Source organism: Maribacter sp. UBA3344 (assembly GCF_002362375.1).
Classification (GTDB): Bacteria; Bacteroidota; Bacteroidia; order Flavobacteriales; family Flavobacteriaceae; genus Maribacter; species Maribacter dokdonensis.
This window is the reverse complement of sequence record NZ_DERI01000022.1, coordinates 52,952-71,414: the sequence shown is the minus strand read 5'-3', so window position 1 is coordinate 71,414 and position 18,463 is coordinate 52,952. Positions and strand designations below refer to the sequence as shown.

Below are 18,463 nucleotides of genomic sequence, written 5' to 3'. Positions count from 1 at the left end.
TGAGCGATTCCAACGAATATAACACCGGTATCAGTTTCGACGGTACCGACCTTACCCTGACCGACCTTGGTGGCGACCAAACCGTGGACATCAGCGGATTGGCGTATGACGACACGGCATTAAGAGCCGATGTGGACCAAAATACTGCGGACATCGATGCTTTGGAAACTGAGCAAACAACACAGAACAATTCCATTGCAACAAATGCAACTGATATTGATAACTTAGAAGCGGAGCAAACAACTCAGAACAATTCCATTGCTACTAATGCAACAGATATTGACAATCTGGAAGCGGAGCAAACAACTCAGAATAATTCAATTTCATCAAATTCAGCCGCTATTGCCGCACATAACACTGCAGACGAGGACTTAAGTGCCACCAATGAAACCAACACTAGTTTTTCTACTGTTGATGTTGCCGGCACTGACTACTTAAGAATATCTGATTCTAACGGAGACTTAGACGTTCCTTTATCAGATTTATCTCATACCGGTACTACTGGATCTGTTTTCTTTGCTGGAGCAGATGGTACTCCAACCGAAAATAACGGTCAATTATTCTGGAATTCCAGCAGCAATAGTTTGGGCGTAGGAACTTCAAGCCCAACAAACAAGCTTCATGTTTCAGGAGCAATTCGTTCTCAAGGAATTTTAAATTCTAATGGAACAGAAAATGAACCCGCATACCGATTTAATGATGATACCAATACTGGTATGTTTAGACCTGCAGCTGACGAAATTGCCTTTTCTGTTGGTGGTATAGAAGCCATGAAAATCGAAGAAACCAGTAGTGACACATCAGTAATCATAAATGAAACTTTAGAATTGGAAGGTGCTATACTAGATGAAAATGATTCCCCTGGTACCGCTGGTCAAGTATTAACTTCAACAGCTACCGGTACTGAATGGGTAAATTCTATGAGTCCAATTAAAGCCATTGGAAAAATAAGTGCTGCTGGTGGGGTCACCAAAGCAACAGCTGGAGTTACCGTAACTAGAATCAGTGTTGGTTATTACAGAGTTACACTACCCACGGGTGCGGTATCTGATGCAGATTACATTATTCAGTTAACACAACCTGGAAGAGGTGGTGCTGGTAACGACGACCCTGGTATTTCCTACTCTAACCAAACCGCAACTAGTTTTGAGGTAATCATAGGTGATAATGACAACGGTGGCACAGACCGTTCAAGATTTGATTCTGAATTTATGTTCACTGTTTTAGATTTATAAAAATGAGATTAAAAAATTACATCCTATATTCTATCATCTTTCTAACCGGTGTCATTGCCAATGCCCAATTGGAAAGTGGATTATTACTTGGGTTAACCAATGCCACAACGGCTGATATAAACGCAACTACAGACGCCGCAAAAGGATCATTGGTCTTTAATACGGATACAAATCAAGTATATGTTTTTGATGGCATTTCTTGGAATCAAATGGGGCAGAAAACTACCTATACCGGCACTTTTAGAATATCCGGATCCGGTACACTATCGGTTAGCGGAATTCCTTTTCAACCAACTTCAGTATCGTTTGTTGCTTATGCCAACGTAGAGGATTTTAATATTGACAGCGATAACGGCACCAGAAACAATGAAACAGGTCTACCTAACGCTTATGGTAGCATGAAAGGATTTGCTAGGGATGATAATGGCTCCATTACCGAGCAAGTAATCTTTAATGGGGGTAGCGGAAATTCTATTAACGATATTTCTAGATATGCTTCAGATTCACATAGTATCGGAGTAAGATACGCCAACCAAAATGGTGATAAATTAGGCTTGACCACAGCGACGGTTACCGCATTCACCGCTACAGGTTTTACATTGAATACAGATAATTATGCAGATGGGGTTGTTGTAATTTATGAAGCACATAGATAAGTTTATGAGAAATACCTACACCTTAATACATTCCATATGCATTGCTCTCTGTACCATATACAGCTACGGTCAAGATGCCGTACATAATTATGGTAATATCCAAATTCATGATGACGGACTTGTAGGTTTTCACATGGATGTAATAAATAACGGAGCTTTTAACCAAAACAAAGGTCTAGTGGGTTTTTATGCCATGGATAAAGCTTTGACCATATCTGGCGGATCAAATCCTATTTTCTATGATTTTGAGATTGCCGTAGATAATGATCTTTATGTTGATAATACCGTGGGTGTCTTAAACAATGCGAATTTCATCACAGGTGATGTTGTGACCAATAGAACCACATCAAAAGTCAATATTAATTTTCTAAACGATTCATTTTATATAGGCGAAGGCAATACCACAAAGGTAGATGGCTATGCGTCTATGAGTAATAAAACCGACTTCACCTTCCCCATTGGTCAGTTCGATAAGTTACGACCATTGACCATTTCCTCAGAAAGTTCAAACGATTATACTAAAGCTGCCTATTATTTTGAAGACCCTAATACTCCTAGTATTGTAGGTACTACTTTTGATACCAGTTTGACCGAAAATCAATTTTTATCGGTTAGCGAATATGAATTCTGGCATTTAGAAGGTAGTATTCCATCAAAAGTAACCTTAACATGGGACCAAGATAGCAATGCCAGCCTTTATGGTGATTTTATTACAGACCTAAAAGTGGTAGGTTGGAGCATTATAGACAAAGTATGGGTCAATTTGGGCAATACCAATGTAGAGGGAGATTTTAATAGCGGTTCTATTACCTCCGAAGACTTTATCCCAAGTGATTACGAAATCATAACCATTGGTGGTAATTCCGATCTTCTGGAAACTGTTGAGAACATATCTTTAGACAATTATTATATGACGCCAAATGGTGATGGCATCAATGATTTTCTTGTCATAGAAGGTATAGAAGGCTCACCAAATAATACCCTACAAATCTTTAACAGGTACGGTAGAATGGTATATTCAATGAAGAATTATAACAACGAATTCAATGGAATATCCAATGTCAACGGTGTCATTGCAAAGAATATAGGTTTACCATCGGGTATTTATTTTTATATAGTTACCCTAAATGATATAAATCTCAAACATCAAGGGTATTTATACCTTACCACAAGGGAAGACAACTAATCTTACATCTTTTAAGAACAAGATTTACTATTTTTACTTTAATATGGAATGTATTGACCACTTTCACTAGTTTTATTCTTTTGATAAAGTTTGGCAAATATTTTGCTCCATTAACCTCAATATTCAGATATGCAAAGAAGAACGTTTATTAATAAAAGTAGTTCGGCAGCCTTGGCTCTTGCCTTAACACCCACATTATTTATTCAAGAAGAAAAAGAATATGGTATTCTAGAGCTTATGGGTAAAGAAGATATTGAACTTTTTGGTAAGGGTATCAATCTACGCAAAGAAGCACACGATGCTTTTATTGAAATGAAAAAGGCCGCATATAAAGATGGTATTGATTTAAAAATTGTATCAAGCTATAGAAGCTACGATAGACAAGAGGCAATTTTTGAGCGTAAGTTTCTAAAATATACAGATGATGATGGCATGAACCCTACCGATGCTATTGATAAAATCATTGAATATTCTACTATACCCGGTACAAGTAGACATCATTGGGGTACTGATATCGATGTTGTGGACGGTTACAGAAAAGTAGATGGCGATGTATTGGTACCACATAAGTACGAAGGTGACGGACCTTATGTTGATTTTAAAAAATGGATGGATGAAAACTCTGAAACTTATGGTTTTTATTTAGTTTACACCAATGAACCTAAAAGAAGAGGTTTTAAGTATGAACCATGGCACTATAGTTATGCTCCATTATCAATACCTATGCTTGAGCAATTTAGAAGTAAGAATGTTGCCTCAATTATAATTAGAGAAGACTATTATGGTGCAGAGCATTTCACAATGAACTTTTTAAAGTCTTACATTCAAAATAATATTTTAGATATCAATAGGAAGCTATTATAAGCATTTTGTACATTAGAGCCTGTACTATAACACATTACCATGAGAAGAGGAAGTTGGAAAATTAGAATATTCATTGGTTTGGCCATTGTTGCCTTCGCTTTTATACAGAAATGCAGCAATACAGAAGAGAACCCTTATACAGGCCGATCACAGCATATTACAATGACTCCTGATCAAGAAATTGCCATAGGATTACAAAGTGCCCCAGAGATGGCTCAACAACATGGCGGACTCTACCCAGACCAACGTTTACAGTCTTTTGTATCATCGGTAGGCAACAAATTAGTTCAAAATAGTATCGCTAGGGAAACGCCATATGAATATGACTTTCACTTATTGGCAGATGACCAGACCATTAATGCTTTTGCATTGCCAGGCGGACAATGTTTTATTACATACGCTTTATTCTCACAATTGAACGAAGCTCAATTGGCCGGTGTACTAGGCCATGAAATAGGTCATGTAATAGGTAGACATTCCGCTGAAAGAATAGCTGATAGCCAAACATGGCAAACAGCGACCATGGGTGTAACCGTTGGTGCCGGAGACATGGGAAGTATTGTTGGCAGCATAGGTCAAAGTACTTTATTAAAAAATGGGAGGGGCGATGAATTGGAAAGTGATGAACTAGGCGTTCTTTTTATGATTCAATCTGGATATGACCCTTATGAAATGATTACGGTTATGGAAATTTTAAAAGCAGCGGGCGGACCCAACCGTACTCCTGAATTTCAAAGTACCCACCCTGATCCAGAAAATAGAATAGAAAAAATAAAAGAAGCCATCGCAAAGTATAAAAATCAAGGTTAATCCGATTTTTTTTACACTTCATCTAGTGCTCGCTATACGCTACCAATATTTTTGTAACTTTGGGTGAGTCCCAAGCTTATTTTACCATTTATTAATTGCCTTTATAGCTATGATTTAATCATAGAAGAACACTATAATGGGAACAATTACACATTTCAAAAACTTGTACGTGCAGGCATTTGAAAACTGTAAACCTGAAATATTGGTTACATTTTTAAAAGTCTACTCGGTGTTTTGCGCCCTAATGATATTTATGGCAATGTATGCCTTCGTTGTTAGAGCCGTAAACGGATTTGATTTTTAACGCGTTTTACTCTTTTACCTGAACACTATTTGGAGTAGAATTTTGTATTAATTAAAAAAAGGCCCATTGAAATTTCAATGGGCCTTTTCAAATTTAAGTATCTAATTTTTAAGAATCTTGCTTTATAACCTCTAATACATCTTTAGCATTAGATTGCTTGGCATAGTCTTTAGCAGTGTAGCCTTGATCACTCTTGATGTTTAAATTTGCGCCGTTCAACAATAAAACTTTTAATACCTCTGCCTTATTGTAACGTGCAGCATACATCGCCGGTGTTAGTCCTAAAGATTTTTCGTTAAGCTCCGCCCCCGTTGCTATTAAACTTCTAACCTTATCTACATCGCCCTTAATTACCGCCTTACATAATGAACTAATTTCATCATTTACGGTAATAGATTCAATAGTATATGTATTAGAATTTTCGATACCGGTTACATTGGCATTAGCTATCGAGAACACCCATATACAGAATAAAAATGTAATTACTTTTTTCATAATATTTATATTTTATTTAGTGTTAAAATTATCAATATTATAAATTTACATATAAATTATTAAGATATTCTTAAATTTAAGAATTAAATAATATATATTTAACACTTATACAGTGTCAAATTGACATTCTCGTTCTTTAAGCTTTTTCAACTACAACAATAATTGAAATAATTAACTGCCAGCGGCAATTTCAATAAGTTCAAGAGCATCGGTTGCATTTGATAATTCCGCATAACGTTTCGCGGTATAGCCTTGGTTACTTTTTAGATTTAGATCCGCACCATTATCAATGAGAATTTCTAAAACATCCACCTTATTATAACGGGCAGCAAACATGGCCGGTGTCATACCTAGAGATTTTTGATTTACATCTTCGCCAAGGTCAATTAAGCGCTTAACCGTTTCTAAATCTCCCTTAATTACCGCTTTACAAAATGAACTGATGTTTACCCTTTTTACAAGTGTTGTGTTAGAATCTGCAACGTTGCTAGTTTTGTCTGCAGCCAAAATTGTTGACCCCATGGTAAGTGCTACCATGGATAATGTTAGAATTACTTTTTTCATGATGATTGATTTTAATTGATGAAGTACAATAGCGTACATTTAAAAGACGCTTGTCTACATAAATTGTTTCAGCCTTTAACATTGTTATAACTAAACTTTAACAAACAAATCTTAACACAGACTACAAATTTGTTGTGTTACTCCAGCTTTACAAAAAAGGTAAGTAATGTAGTAGCTTAACTTAATAGATCATAGTATTTTTGTAGCCTTAAAACCTAATAAAGATGAACAAAAAAGTAATCTTAATGATATTAGATGGCTGGGGCAAATCTCCAGATCCAGAAGTATCTGCAGTAGATAAAGCCAATACTCCTTTTATAGATAGTTTATATACCAAATATGCTAATTCCAATTTGTTGACCGACGGAATGAATGTTGGTTTGCCAGAAGGTCAAATGGGAAATAGCGAAGTAGGTCATATGAACTTAGGTGCCGGTAGAATAGTTTATCAAGATCTTGCCAAAATAAATAAGGCGGTTAACGAAAACACCTTAAGTTCAGAACCGGTCCTAAAAAGTGCTTTTGACTACGCGAAGAAAAACAACAAAGATGTTCATTTTTTAGGCTTGTTAAGCGATGGTGGTGTACACAGCCATACAAATCATATTAAGGGTTTAATAGCTGCAGGAAAAGAATCTGGTGTAAACAATATGTATTTACATGCATTTACGGATGGTAGAGACGTTGACCCAAAAAGTGGAAAAGGCTTTCTAGAAGACATTGTAGCATACGGTTCTGATAAAAACACAAAATTGGCAACGGTTATTGGTAGATATTACGCCATGGACCGCGACAAAAGATGGGAACGCGTTAAAGAAGCTTACGATGTAATTGTAAATGCCGAAGGTGAAAAATCTACCGATATCGGCAAAACAATCCAAAAAAGCTATGATGCCGATATAACAGATGAGTTTATTAAACCTATCGTAATGACCAATACGGACGGCACACCTATTGCTTCTGTAAAGGAAGGCGATGTGGTTATCTTCTTTAACTTTAGAACTGACCGTGGTAGAGAATTGACCCAAGTGCTAAGTCAAGTAGATATGCATGAACAGAATATGCACAAACTTGATCTTTACTATGTTACCCTTACCAATTATGATGAATCTTACAACAATGTTCATGTTGTTTACAATAAGGACAATATTGTAGAAACGCTAGGTGAGGTTTTATCCAATGCAGGTAAAAAACAAATAAGAATTGCCGAAACCGAAAAGTATCCACACGTTACTTTCTTTTTCAATGGCGGTAGAGAAGTTCCTTTTGAAGGAGAATCGCGTATATTATGTCCGTCACCAAAAGTGGCTACATACGATCTGCAACCAGAAATGAGTGCATTTGAGATTAGGGATAAAATCATCCCTGAAATCAAAAAAGGAGATGTAGATTTTATTTGCTTGAACTTTGCGAACCCAGATATGGTTGGTCATACCGGTGACATGAATGCCGCGATCAAGGCATGTGAAACTGTTGACGAATGCGCAAAAGACGTTATTACCGCAGCTATAGAAAAAGATTTCTCCGTAATCGTAATTGCTGACCACGGTAACTGTGAGACCATGATCAACGAAGATGGTTCACCTAACACGGCACATACCACCAACCCTGTACCATTAATTTTGGTGGACAAGGATATTCATCAAATCAAAGATGGTGTACTAGGTGATATTGCACCAACGATATTAAAATTAATGGGCGTTGAACAATCAAAATTTATGACCCAAAATTCTTTGGTATAATTACATAACCAACCCATTAGCACATCATGAGCACGATTAAAATAAAAACAGCTGAAGAGATTGAATTAATGCGAGAAAGCGCCTTGATCGTTTCCAAGACCTTGGGAATGATCGCTGCAGAAGTTAAACCGGGAGTTACGACTCTTCAGTTAGATGCCATGGCAGAAACTTTTATTCGCGATCATGGTGCAGTACCTGGCTTTTTAGGCTTATATGATTTTCCAAACTCTTTATGTATGAGCCCTAATGCACAAGTGGTACATGGTATTCCAAATAATACACCATTGAAAGAAGGTGATATCATCTCAATAGATTGCGGTGCTTTAAAAAACGAATTCTACGGTGACCATGCATACACTTTTGAAGTAGGCGAAGTTAGCCCTGAGGTAAAAAAACTTCTTGAGGTCACTAAAAAATCACTCTACGTTGGCATACGTGAATTTAAAGTAGGTAACCGTGTTGGTGATGTAGGTTATGCTATTCAAAAATTTACGGAAGACCATGGCTACGGAGTGGTACGTGAATTGGTTGGTCATGGTTTGGGAAGAAAAATGCACGAAGGTCCTGAAATGCCAAATTATGGTAGACGCGGAAGAGGTAAAAAGTTTCTTGAAGGTATGACGGTAGCTATAGAGCCTATGACCAATATGGGTACTAAAAATATTAAACAACTTAAAGACGGATGGACTATTCTTACCGCAGATGGTCAACCTAGCGCCCATTTTGAGCATGATGTTGCTATTATAAATGGAAAACCAGAGCTATTATCCACTTTTAAATACATTTATGAAGCCTTGGGTATTGAAAGTGACGAAGAAGATGAGTTTACTTCTTCCATCGTAAAAAGCTAGTCAACAAGCATGAAAAAAATTTTTAAATTTTTTCTCAACCTTGTTCCTAGACCGGTATTAATTTCACTTAGCTATTTGGTAAAACCATTTTTTAAGGCTTATTACCGGGGCAACACTTATGAAGATCCAATTGATGGCAACACCTTTAGAAGTTTTCTACCATATGGCTATGAAAATCCGAGAGAAAATGTGCTTTCCCCGTCTACCCTATCTTTAGAAAGACATAGATTATTATGGATGTTTCTGAAAAAGGAAACGGACTTTTTTACAGCCCGTTTGCACATATTACATTTTGCGCCAGAACAAGCTTTCTATAAAAGATTTAGAAAATTAAAGAACCTGAATTACGTAACTACAGACCTAAATTCTCCCTTAGCGGACGTTAAAGCAGATATATGCAACTTGCCTTTTGAAGACAACATGTTCGATGTGATTTTATGCAATCATGTATTAGAACACATACCAGATGACACCAAAGCGATGTCTGAATTATATAGAATTTTGAAACCAGGCGGTTGGGGCATTTTTCAAATACCACAAGACTTAAATAGGGAAAACACCTTTGAAGACGATTCTATAACGGACAAAGTAGAACGTACAAAGATTTTTGGTCAATATGACCATGTTCGAATTTATGGTAGAGACTATTTCAATAAATTGAGAACTATTGGTTTCACGGTCGAAGAAATAGATTTCACAAAACTTTTGAGCCAAGAAGAAATAGATAGATACCGACTAGCTCCTGGTGAAATCATTCCATTAGTAAGGAAATAATTATTCCACTACTAACGATTTAAATCCTTGTGTCATATATTCCTGAGTATCACCATTCTCATCTATATATACGATATAAGCCTCTAAACTTTTATTCTCACTGATTACCTTAAACGCCTCATCTAAGTCCATCGCCATGAAAGCGGTAGCATAACCGTCTGCCGTAGCACAATTATCCGCTAAAATGGTTACGCCCAGTGTATTGGATAATTGCGTGTAACCGGTTTTAGGATTTACGGTATGAACATATTTTTTACCAGTTGCCTCATCTACCCTGTATTTACGGTAATTTCCTGACGAAGCCAACGCCTTGTCGTTTAAATTGATTAAAATTTTGGTAGCCCTGCTTATATCCATTTCAGGGTCATCAATACCTACTACCCAAGATTTATTCTTAAGCACGTTTTTACCTTTCGCCACAAGTTCACCACCCACTTCTATTAAGTAGTTTTGAATTCCCTTAGCATTTAACATGGCAGCCAACCTATCTATAGCATAACCTTTGGCAATTGAATTAAAATCTAAATAAATCCGACTATCGGTCTTTATAATTTGATTATTCTGATTTAAAGAAACCTTGTCAAGACCAACATAATTTAAAAGACTATCCACTTTTAAACTATCCATAGTTATTTTTTGCTCAGGTCCAAAACCCCAAGCATTCACCAATGTTCCAACAGTAGGATCAAAGAAGCCATTTGTTTCTTTATGAATGGTTTGTGACAGCTGTAAAACCTCCTTGAACATAGCATCTACAACCACAGTGCTATCACCATTATTGACCCTTGATATATCCGACTCTGGAATATAAGTAGATAACGATTGGTTAATGACCGCAAATACCGAATCAATTTCTGGTTGTAAGTCAGATTTATTCTCCGTAAAGGATATAATACTATATGAAGTACCTAAAGCTCCACCAACATTATCATTACGGACAAAACTATCATTGCCGAATTTACACGACTGAAGACCAACAGCAAGCAAACCAATTATTAAAAAATACTTTTTCATATTTCTACCAAACCATCATAATCAACAATATACTCCTCATCTAAATACACCGGTAAATTATGGTCAGCTGCATTCACCAACCCCACACCTGCATAAAATGTAGTTGCCTCAAACTTAAGGGCGTGTTCTTTCATTTTCTTTAAATCGGACATAAAGAAATCTAAATCCTTGGGATCACCTGGATATTCAATTGCCTTAACCACAATAAAACGCATCTTCTTATCCTTGGTACAAACGAATTGCGGATTCTTACGCAATTTACTATTGACCGCTAAAAACTCAAACCCTGCTTCCTCTAACTGCTTCCCAACAATATTCATTGCCAAATTGTGAAGCTCCTGTTCTGTTAATACGTGCATATCTAAATAAAATTATAAAAAAAACCGATACATTACATACCGGTTAATTTATTCTATTTCAATAACTTACAGATTATCCTCCAAAGTCATCAAAACGTATATGTTCATCTGGAATTCCGAAATCTTCACCCATTTTCTGAACAGCTTTGTTCATTAACGGTGGTCCACAGAAATAAAGTTCAATATCTTCTGGAGACTCATGAAGACTTAGATAGTTATCAATTACACAATTGTGTATGAAACCTACGAAACCATCACCAGGTGCATCTATATTCTCTTTTACTTTCCAATTATCTTCTTCTAATGGTTCTGATAATGCCAAGTAGAATTTGAAATTTGGAAACTCTTCTTCCAACTTATAGAAATGATCCAAGTAGAAAAGTTCTCTTTTAGAACGACCACCGTACCAGTAAGTTACTTTTCTATCAGTTTTTAAAGTTTTAAATAAGTGATATAAGTGAGAACGCATTGGCGCCATACCTGCACCACCACCTACGTACAACATTTCTGAATCTGATTCATTGATGAAGAATTCACCGTAAGGACCTGAAATTGTACACTCATCACCAGGCTTCAAGTTAAAGATATAAGATGAAGCAACACCAGGGTTAACATCCATCCAACCGTTCTTAGCGCGATCCCATGGCGGAGTAGCAATACGTACATTCAACATAATTTCTCTACCCTCAGCTGGGAAAGATGCCATTGAATAAGCTCTCTCAACCGTTTCTGGATTCTTCATTACTAAAGGCCAAAGGTTGAACTTATCCCACTCAGCTTGGAACTTATCTGGAGTTTCATGCTCTTCTGGGTGAGCAGTAATATCTATATCAGCGTACTTAACCTCACACTCAGGAATCTCAATTTGAATATAACCACCAGCTTTATAGCCCATATCTTCTGGAATCTCAACTACAAATTCCTTAATAAAAGAAGCAACGTTATAATTACGAACCACTTTCGCAGGCCATTTCTTAATACCGAATACCTCTTCTGGGATGGTAATTTCCATGTCTTGCTTTACCTTAACCTGACAGGCCAAACGTGCACCATGGTTTAATTCTTTTTTAGAAAAGTGAGGAGTTTCAGTAGGTAAGGCCTCACCCCCACCAGAAAGTACATGACATTCACATTGAATACATGTTCCACCACCACCACAGGCTGATGGTAAAAATACTTTTTGGTTACCTAAGGTAGATAATAATGACCCACCTGATGCAACTTCAATTTTCTTTTCTCCATTTATAGTAATGGTCACAGGACCTGATGGAGAAAGTTTTTGTTTGGTAAACAGAAGCAATGCCACTAACACCATCAACAGTATTAGAAATGCGACAACAGTTATTAGTATTGTTCCGCCAGTACTTGCAGCTAAAATCATAATTATTTGTTTACGTCGTTATAAGAAATCACTTTTTGGTCAATTTCTTCGTTCTTATCTACTACTACCTCTTCTTCAATTGGTGCAACCACTTCTGGCTGAGTTACTTGATTTACTTGTTCCGTTGCCTCTTCAGCATCATCACCGCCACCGGTCAACATACCACCGAAACTTTGAAAACCAATTCCCATTAAACCAGTAATGATAAATGTAATACCTAAACCTCTTAAAGGTGCAGGAACATTACTATATCTAATTTTCTCACGAATGGCAGCAATTGCCAAAATAGCCAAGAACCATCCAATTCCAGAACTCACTCCGTAATTAAATGCCAAACCAAAAGTTTCTATCTCTCTTGCCTGCATGAATAACGATCCACCCAAAATTGCACAGTTTACAGCAATCAACGGTAAAAATATACCCAATGAGTTATATAAGGAAGGTGAGAATTTCTCAACTACAATCTCCACCAATTGCACCATTGTTGCAATGGTTGCGATAAATAAGATAAACGATAAAAAGCTAAGATTGTAATCAGCATACTCAGGTCCTAACCAAACCAAGGCACCATCCTGTAGTAAATACTTATCCAATAACCAGTTCATTGGTACGGTAACCGCCAATACGAATATTACAGCAGCACCTAAACCAACAGCAGTAGCAACTTTTTTTGATACCGCCAAATAAGAACACATCCCCAAGAACACGGCAAATACCATGTTATCTATAAAGATGGACTTAAAAAATAATTCTACATGTTCTAACATAATTTCTACTTAAATGTCGTTTAATTTTCTTCTACAAGCGCAGGATTTCTTGAACGTTGTACCCAAATGATAATACCAACAACTATTAACGCTGCCGGTGGTATAATCATAAAACCATTATTCTCATAACCTGTAGCGTACAATCCTGTTTTTTCAATTGGATCACCTAAAACCGGAATACCGAACAATGTTCCCGAACCTAAAAGTTCTCTAAAGAACCCTACGATGATTAGAATAACACCGTAACCTAAAGAGTTACCAATACCATCTAAAAATGAACGCCAAGGACCGTTTGCCAATGCAAATGCCTCAAAACGTCCCATAATAATACAATTGGTAATAATAAGCCCTACGAAAACCGCCAGGGTTTTACTTAGCTCATAAGCAAATGCCTTTAGCACTTGATCCACAATAATTACCAATGTAGCAACTACAATTAGTTGAACAATAATTCTAATTTTTGAAGGTATAATGTTTCTCATCAAAGAGATTACAACATTACCCGCACCCAATACGAACATTACAGAAATTGCCATCACCAAAGATGCTTTTAGTTCTGCCGTAATTGCCAATGCTGAACAGATACCTAACACCTGAATGGTAATAGGGTTGTTATCCGCTAACGGATCTGTAATAAGATTTGTATCTTTTTTTGATAGTAGTGCCATATTACTTTGCTCTAATTGTTTCTAAATAAGGTTTATATAATTTGACAGTTTCGCTGATCATAGCAGAAACACCGTTACCGGTAATAGTAGCGCCCGCCAAGGCATCTACTTCATTATCATCTTTTGTTTTATTCAATGGGTCGTTATTACCCTTTGCTACGGATATACCAGCGTATTGAGTTCCATTAAGTATGGTCTCACCTTTAAAATCGTCCATAAAATAACGCATTTTAATGTTGGCACCTAAACCTGGCGTTTCACCTTTATGATCAAAATAAACACCCTGAACCGTCATAGTATCATCTAAAGCGATAAAGCCCCAAATAGCATCCCAAAGTCCTTTACCGTACATAGGAATGATGTAGAATTTCTTCCCATCTTTCTCACCGATAAAAACTGGCAACTTATAAGGTTCTCCCTTTTTAATGTTGGCCAATTGCTTTTTTAAATCAATTAAATAAGCTTCATTGTCCTCAGTGATTTTATCACCTTGAATTACCAATTGCTCCTTGATATAATTAGCAAACTCGTCTTCAACCACATCTGTTGGAATAAAGTTAACGCTACCGGCATCATCACCATTTTCGTTAACACCCATTGCATATAAAATGTTCTGTTGTTTTTCAAAACGCTCATTCTCTTTGATATTTGGTCGCAATGCCGATGCCAAGAATGCAAGTATTGAACCAACTACCACAACCATAACAGCAGCAAAAACTACTGTATAAACGTTACTATCTGTTTTATTAGCCATAATTAAACTGTTTCAGCTTTAAGTTCTTCTGCCTTACCATCTGAATCTTTTGGATAGATAGTAGCATCTTTTAATCTTTTCATTCTATTCTTGATATTGCCCCTAACCACATAATGATCAATTGTAGGTGCAAATACGTTCATTAATAGGATAGCTAAGAACACACCTTCTGGGTATGCAGGGTTGAATACACGGATCATTACAGAAATAAACCCTATAAAGAAACCATAGTACCATTTGCCCTTATTTGTCTGAGAACCAGTTACAGGATCAGTTGCCATGTAAACAATACCAAAGGCAAGACCACCCACAATTAAATGTTTCCAGAAATCAAAACTCATTAAACCGTAGAACTTACTAGATTCTGCAACCCAACCAAATTCAACAACTTGATTGAATATTAAGCCCATAACCAATGAACCGATTACAGCACTCAGCATTATTCTCCAGCTAGCGATTTTTGTGAATATCAAAAACAAACCTCCTAGCAAAATTAGGAAAGCAGATGTTTCACCAACAGAACCTGGAATAAATCCGAAGAACATATCCGAAACAGAATAGGACATCTCCGCACCTTTGTTTTGCGCTAAAAATCCTAATATGGTCTCCCCAGAGTAAGCATCTACATTTGTAGCACCTGCCAGAATCTCTTCTGAACGCTCTCTAGCGCCGTAAACCCAAACTTTATCACCACTCATCCAAGTTGGATAAGCGAAGAATAAAAATGCTCTAATTGTTAAGGCAGGATTAAGAATATTCATTCCTGTTCCACCAAAAACCTCTTTACCGATCACAACACCGAAAACTACGGCTACCGCCAACATCCAAAGTGGTGTATCTACAGGAACAATTAATGGCACCAACATACCGGTAACCAAATAACCTTCTTCTACCTCATGACCTTTGATAACAGCAAAAATGAATTCCACTATTAGACCTACAGCATAAGAAACCACAACTAATGGCAAAACCTTAATAATACCGATCCAAAAATTATCCCAAGTAAGAAAATCGTTCATCAACGAAAATTTCTCTGGAAAACCATTGATAGCAGAATAATATTGATAACCCGCGTTGAACATTGAAAATATCAACACCGGTACGAGCGCCATAATTACCGTGTTCATGGTACGCTTTAAATCATCTACCGCCTTCACATGTGTACCACCTGCATGGGTAGTCTCATCTGGCGAAAACAAAAAAGTATGAATGGCATTAAAGGCAGGAGCCATTTTCTTACCCTGATACTTCAGTTTAAGTTCGTGTAATTTGCTTTTTAAACTCATTTCTTATCCTATTTCTTTTTGCAATAAATCTAACCCCTCACGAATAATTTTCTGGTGCGGTTGTTTAGAAATACATATAAACTCAGTTAACGAAAAATCTTCAGGAGCCACTTCGTACAAACCTAATTGCTCCATTTCATCCAAATCTTTCACCATACATGCTTTTAAAAGCTGCATTGGAAAAATATCCATTGGAAATACTTTTTCATATTGCCCCGTTACCACGAAAGCCCTATGCTCCCCGTTAGTATTGGTATTTAAATCATATTTCTTGTTAGGCTGCATCCAAGAGAACGTCAAAGCCCTAGTTGCTGAAACTTTATCAAAAACCGGCTTGTTCCATCCAAAAAATTCATAATCATCCCCTTCCGGAATAACCGATACCGTATTATTATAGTATCCCAAAAAGCCATCTGGCTTACTTTTAGAACCTGTAAGCACATCCCCATTGATCACCCTAAAGTTTTCCTCATTTACACCACTTGCATAAAGAAATGTAGAGATTTCAGAACCTATTTTTGTTGAATAATACTTTGGTGCTTTTACTGAAGACCCAACAAGGGCTACAATACGCTCTGGATTGTATATCCCCGTAAGCAAGTATTCCCCTATAATAATAAGATCTTGTGGAGATACGGTCCAAACCAACTCTCCTTTATTGATAGGATCAACTTTATTGATCTGAGTACCGACCAACCCTGCAGGATGGGGACCAGATACATTATGCAATTCAACACCCTTCATAGATGATAGTGGTGAAGCACTTGAACCTACCGAAACATGAACTTTACCTGGCGTTAACTTACCAAGTGCAGTTATGGCAGTTTGCAATTCTTTCTCCTTACCCTGTAACACATAATTCAAATCTGCCTGTAATGGAGCACTTGAATAACCGGAAATAAAAATAGCCTTAGGCGTAGTATCCGGATTTGCTATTACATCATAAGGTCTTTGTTTGATAAATGGCCAGCAGCCACTTTTCAACAACGTTGCTTTCAACTCTTCTTTAGATGCATTTTCTACATCTATAGCAGCACCTGAAAGTACCTCTTGTGTTTTATCTGCCAATATCTTTAAGGTCAAAATACGTCTTCTATCCCCTCTTTCAATTTCGATGAGCTCACCACTTACCGGCGAAACAAAAACCATACTCTCTATGTTTTTGTTATAGAACAAAGGCTCGCCCGCTTTCACTTCGGCACCTTGTTTTACCATCATCTTAGGAATAATTCCGTGAAAATCACTTAACTGTATTGCGTAAACATTACTTAAAACAGCTTTTGAAGTAGTCTGTTCTGCGGCGCCCACCAGATTAATGTTGAGCCCTTTCTTAATTCGAATGTCTTTTGACATGTGCGTGTAGACCTTTAGGTTATCAAAATTTGAGCAAATTTAAGTACAAAAAGTTCGTTTTCATAATTATTGTCCCATAAATTAGACAATAGAACGAGCTATATTTTTTAGGCATCCTTTTTGTTTACCTTTACTCAAAAAAAACGGGGTACAATGCGCATTTTCTTCCAACACTTTATTTGTCTTTTATTTTTACAGAATTTGATCGCCCAAGTTCAAGTAGAGGTAAATCCGCCCGAAAATATTAAATCAATAGTTTTCAAAGGTCCCACTGAAGATCAATTTCCTGTTATTAAAATTGGAGAACCACTTTATTTGGAATTTGATGACATCCTTGCAAACGAACAAGATTATTATTACAAAATAGTACACTGCGATTACGATTGGACAACCTCTTCCCTTCTTAAGTCTCAATTCTTAGACGGAGTTGACAATCAGCGCATCACAGATTACGAGAATAGCTATAGCACCTTACAATCATACTCCAACTACCAATTAACCATACCCAATGACAATGTACGCTTAAAGGTTAGCGGCAACTATCTTTTAGAAGTATATAACAGTTATAACGAAATACAGTTTTCAAGAAGGTTTGTCGTCTATAAAGATGTGGTAACCGTTGGTACCGAAATAAAACGATCACGGGACTTCAACTTTATCAACGAAAAACAAGTAGTTCAATTCAGTATAAATTCTGGATCTACCAGATTGATCAACCCCAAAAAAGAAGTGAAAGTAGCCATATTACAGAATCACTATTGGCCCACTATGATCACCAATATAGCTCCACAATACACCTTAGGAAGCGAGCTAGTATATAAATACGATCAAGAAACAGCTTTTTATGGCGGCAATGAATTTTTACTTTTTGATACTAGCGACCTTAGAGCTCCAAGTTCCCAGATCTCAAGTATTGACCTTACCGATTTGTACAACCACTATCTTTTCTCCGACGATTTTAGAAATGACAAACCCTACACTTACTTTCCGGATATCAATGGAGATTTTGTTGTTAGAACATTACAAGGTGATAACGCCTCTAGAGAAGCTGAATACACAAACGTCCATTTTAGCCTACCCTATACAGAATTCATTGCCTTAGACGATGTTTATGTTTTTGGGAAATTCAATAACTACGCCCTAACAGAAGAAAATAAAATGATCTACAATGAAAAGAACGGAATGCTAGAGGCCACTTTAAAGATGAAACAAGGTTTTTACAACTACAAGTACGCCATAAAGAGTGACGATAAAATAAAACTAAACGAAGTTGGCGGTAATTTTCATTTTACCGAGAACACCTATTTGGTATTGGTATATTATAGAAATTTTGGAGATATGTACGATAGTATTATAGGTATAGGCTCTGCCAATTCTAGAAATATCACGAACTAACTGTA

At 36.7% G+C, this 18,463-nt stretch carries 20 protein-coding genes; 10 read left to right on the top strand and 10 right to left on the bottom strand.

The annotated features are described in order from the left end of the window. From B2Z27_RS14580 to B2Z27_RS19835, 6 genes are all read left to right on the top strand, one after another. The coding region (locus B2Z27_RS14580) for a hypothetical protein (protein ID WP_286814185.1) at positions 1 to 1,235 on the top strand (1,235 nt) is incomplete at its 5' end. A 2-nt stretch (positions 1,236 to 1,237) separates the two neighbouring features. Further along, entirely contained in the window at positions 1,238 to 1,891 is a 654-nt protein-coding gene (locus tag B2Z27_RS14575) for a hypothetical protein (protein WP_210708142.1), read from the top strand. Continuing rightward, entirely contained in the window at positions 1,875 to 3,077 is a 1,203-nt protein-coding gene (locus tag B2Z27_RS14570) for a gliding motility-associated C-terminal domain-containing protein (RefSeq protein ID WP_286814184.1), read from the top strand. The genes B2Z27_RS14575 and B2Z27_RS14570 overlap by 17 nt, the downstream gene beginning before the upstream one ends. Before the next feature lie 129 nt (positions 3,078 to 3,206). After that, positions 3,207 to 3,941, top strand: coding sequence for a M15 family metallopeptidase (locus B2Z27_RS14565; RefSeq protein ID WP_071340116.1), 735 nt, complete (start codon positions 3,207 to 3,209; stop codon positions 3,939 to 3,941). A 39-nt stretch (positions 3,942 to 3,980) separates the two neighbouring features. Continuing rightward, positions 3,981 to 4,751, top strand: a complete 771-nt coding sequence (locus tag B2Z27_RS14560) for a M48 family metalloprotease (RefSeq protein WP_286814183.1) — start codon at positions 3,981 to 3,983, stop codon at positions 4,749 to 4,751. 136 nt (positions 4,752 to 4,887) lie between these two features. Then, the gene (locus B2Z27_RS19835; protein WP_172822512.1) at positions 4,888 to 5,055 is read left to right on the top strand and encodes a DUF6747 family protein; all 168 of its coding nucleotides are present in this window, start codon (positions 4,888 to 4,890) and stop codon (positions 5,053 to 5,055) included. 108 nt (positions 5,056 to 5,163) lie between these two features. Here B2Z27_RS19835 and B2Z27_RS14555 read toward each other — a convergent pair whose 3' ends face one another. After that, on the bottom strand, positions 5,164 to 5,550 hold the full coding sequence (locus tag B2Z27_RS14555; RefSeq protein WP_286814182.1) for an ankyrin repeat domain-containing protein: 387 nt from the start codon (positions 5,548 to 5,550) through the stop codon (positions 5,164 to 5,166). Between the two features lie 171 nt (positions 5,551 to 5,721). Further along, a complete protein-coding gene (locus tag B2Z27_RS14550; protein ID WP_286814181.1) occupies positions 5,722 to 6,114 on the bottom strand; it encodes an ankyrin repeat domain-containing protein in 393 nt (130 codons plus the stop codon). Between the two features lie 224 nt (positions 6,115 to 6,338). Between B2Z27_RS14550 and gpmI the strand changes: the two genes are divergently transcribed. Genes gpmI through B2Z27_RS14535 form a run of 3 tightly spaced genes read left to right on the top strand, consistent with a single transcriptional unit; the run spans position 6,339 to position 9,481 of the window. Continuing rightward, the gene (gene gpmI / locus B2Z27_RS14545) at positions 6,339 to 7,856 is read left to right on the top strand and encodes a 2,3-bisphosphoglycerate-independent phosphoglycerate mutase (RefSeq protein WP_091602219.1); all 1,518 of its coding nucleotides are present in this window, start codon (positions 6,339 to 6,341) and stop codon (positions 7,854 to 7,856) included. Positions 7,857 to 7,882: 26 nt separating this feature from the next. Further along, positions 7,883 to 8,707: a type I methionyl aminopeptidase gene (map, locus tag B2Z27_RS14540; protein WP_286814180.1), complete on the top strand. Its 825-nt coding sequence runs from the start codon at positions 7,883 to 7,885 to the stop codon at positions 8,705 to 8,707. Positions 8,708 to 8,716: 9 nt separating this feature from the next. After that, positions 8,717 to 9,481 (top strand): class I SAM-dependent methyltransferase, encoded by a 765-nt coding sequence (locus B2Z27_RS14535; RefSeq protein ID WP_286814179.1) that lies wholly within the window; start codon positions 8,717 to 8,719, stop codon positions 9,479 to 9,481. On the opposite strand, the gene B2Z27_RS14530 is transcribed toward B2Z27_RS14535, so the two are convergent. The 8 genes from B2Z27_RS14530 to B2Z27_RS14495 all read right to left on the bottom strand — a co-directional run bounded on the left by B2Z27_RS14530 (position 9,482) and on the right by B2Z27_RS14495 (position 17,063). Further along, positions 9,482 to 10,495 (bottom strand): FAD:protein FMN transferase, encoded by a 1,014-nt coding sequence (locus B2Z27_RS14530; RefSeq protein ID WP_286814178.1) that lies wholly within the window; start codon positions 10,493 to 10,495, stop codon positions 9,482 to 9,484. Further along, complete coding sequence (locus B2Z27_RS14525; RefSeq protein WP_286814177.1) at positions 10,492 to 10,854, bottom strand: Na(+)-translocating NADH-quinone reductase subunit F; 363 nt, start codon at positions 10,852 to 10,854, stop codon at positions 10,492 to 10,494. The genes B2Z27_RS14530 and B2Z27_RS14525 overlap by 4 nt, the downstream gene beginning before the upstream one ends. A gap of 73 nt (positions 10,855 to 10,927) precedes the next feature. After that, complete coding sequence (gene nqrF, locus B2Z27_RS14520; RefSeq protein WP_099193509.1) at positions 10,928 to 12,235, bottom strand: NADH:ubiquinone reductase (Na(+)-transporting) subunit F; 1,308 nt, start codon at positions 12,233 to 12,235, stop codon at positions 10,928 to 10,930. Between the two features lie 2 nt (positions 12,236 to 12,237). Next, entirely contained in the window at positions 12,238 to 13,002 is a 765-nt protein-coding gene (gene nqrE, locus B2Z27_RS14515) for an NADH:ubiquinone reductase (Na(+)-transporting) subunit E (protein ID WP_286814176.1), read from the bottom strand. A gap of 20 nt (positions 13,003 to 13,022) precedes the next feature. Further along, positions 13,023 to 13,670, bottom strand: coding sequence for an NADH:ubiquinone reductase (Na(+)-transporting) subunit D (locus B2Z27_RS14510; protein WP_036156129.1), 648 nt, complete (start codon positions 13,668 to 13,670; stop codon positions 13,023 to 13,025). Position 13,671: 1 nt separating this feature from the next. Then, complete coding sequence (locus tag B2Z27_RS14505) at positions 13,672 to 14,424, bottom strand: Na(+)-translocating NADH-quinone reductase subunit C (RefSeq protein WP_058106060.1); 753 nt, start codon at positions 14,422 to 14,424, stop codon at positions 13,672 to 13,674. A gap of 2 nt (positions 14,425 to 14,426) precedes the next feature. Further along, complete coding sequence (locus B2Z27_RS14500) at positions 14,427 to 15,710, bottom strand: NADH:ubiquinone reductase (Na(+)-transporting) subunit B (protein ID WP_286814175.1); 1,284 nt, start codon at positions 15,708 to 15,710, stop codon at positions 14,427 to 14,429. A 3-nt stretch (positions 15,711 to 15,713) separates the two neighbouring features. Next, positions 15,714 to 17,063, bottom strand: a complete 1,350-nt coding sequence (locus B2Z27_RS14495) for a Na(+)-translocating NADH-quinone reductase subunit A (RefSeq protein WP_286814174.1) — start codon at positions 17,061 to 17,063, stop codon at positions 15,714 to 15,716. A 153-nt stretch (positions 17,064 to 17,216) separates the two neighbouring features. On the opposite strand from B2Z27_RS14495, the gene B2Z27_RS14490 reads away from it, so the two are divergent. Continuing rightward, positions 17,217 to 18,458, top strand: a complete 1,242-nt coding sequence (locus tag B2Z27_RS14490; RefSeq protein ID WP_286814173.1) for a DUF5103 domain-containing protein — start codon at positions 17,217 to 17,219, stop codon at positions 18,456 to 18,458. The last annotated feature ends 5 nt before the right edge of the window (positions 18,459 to 18,463 follow it).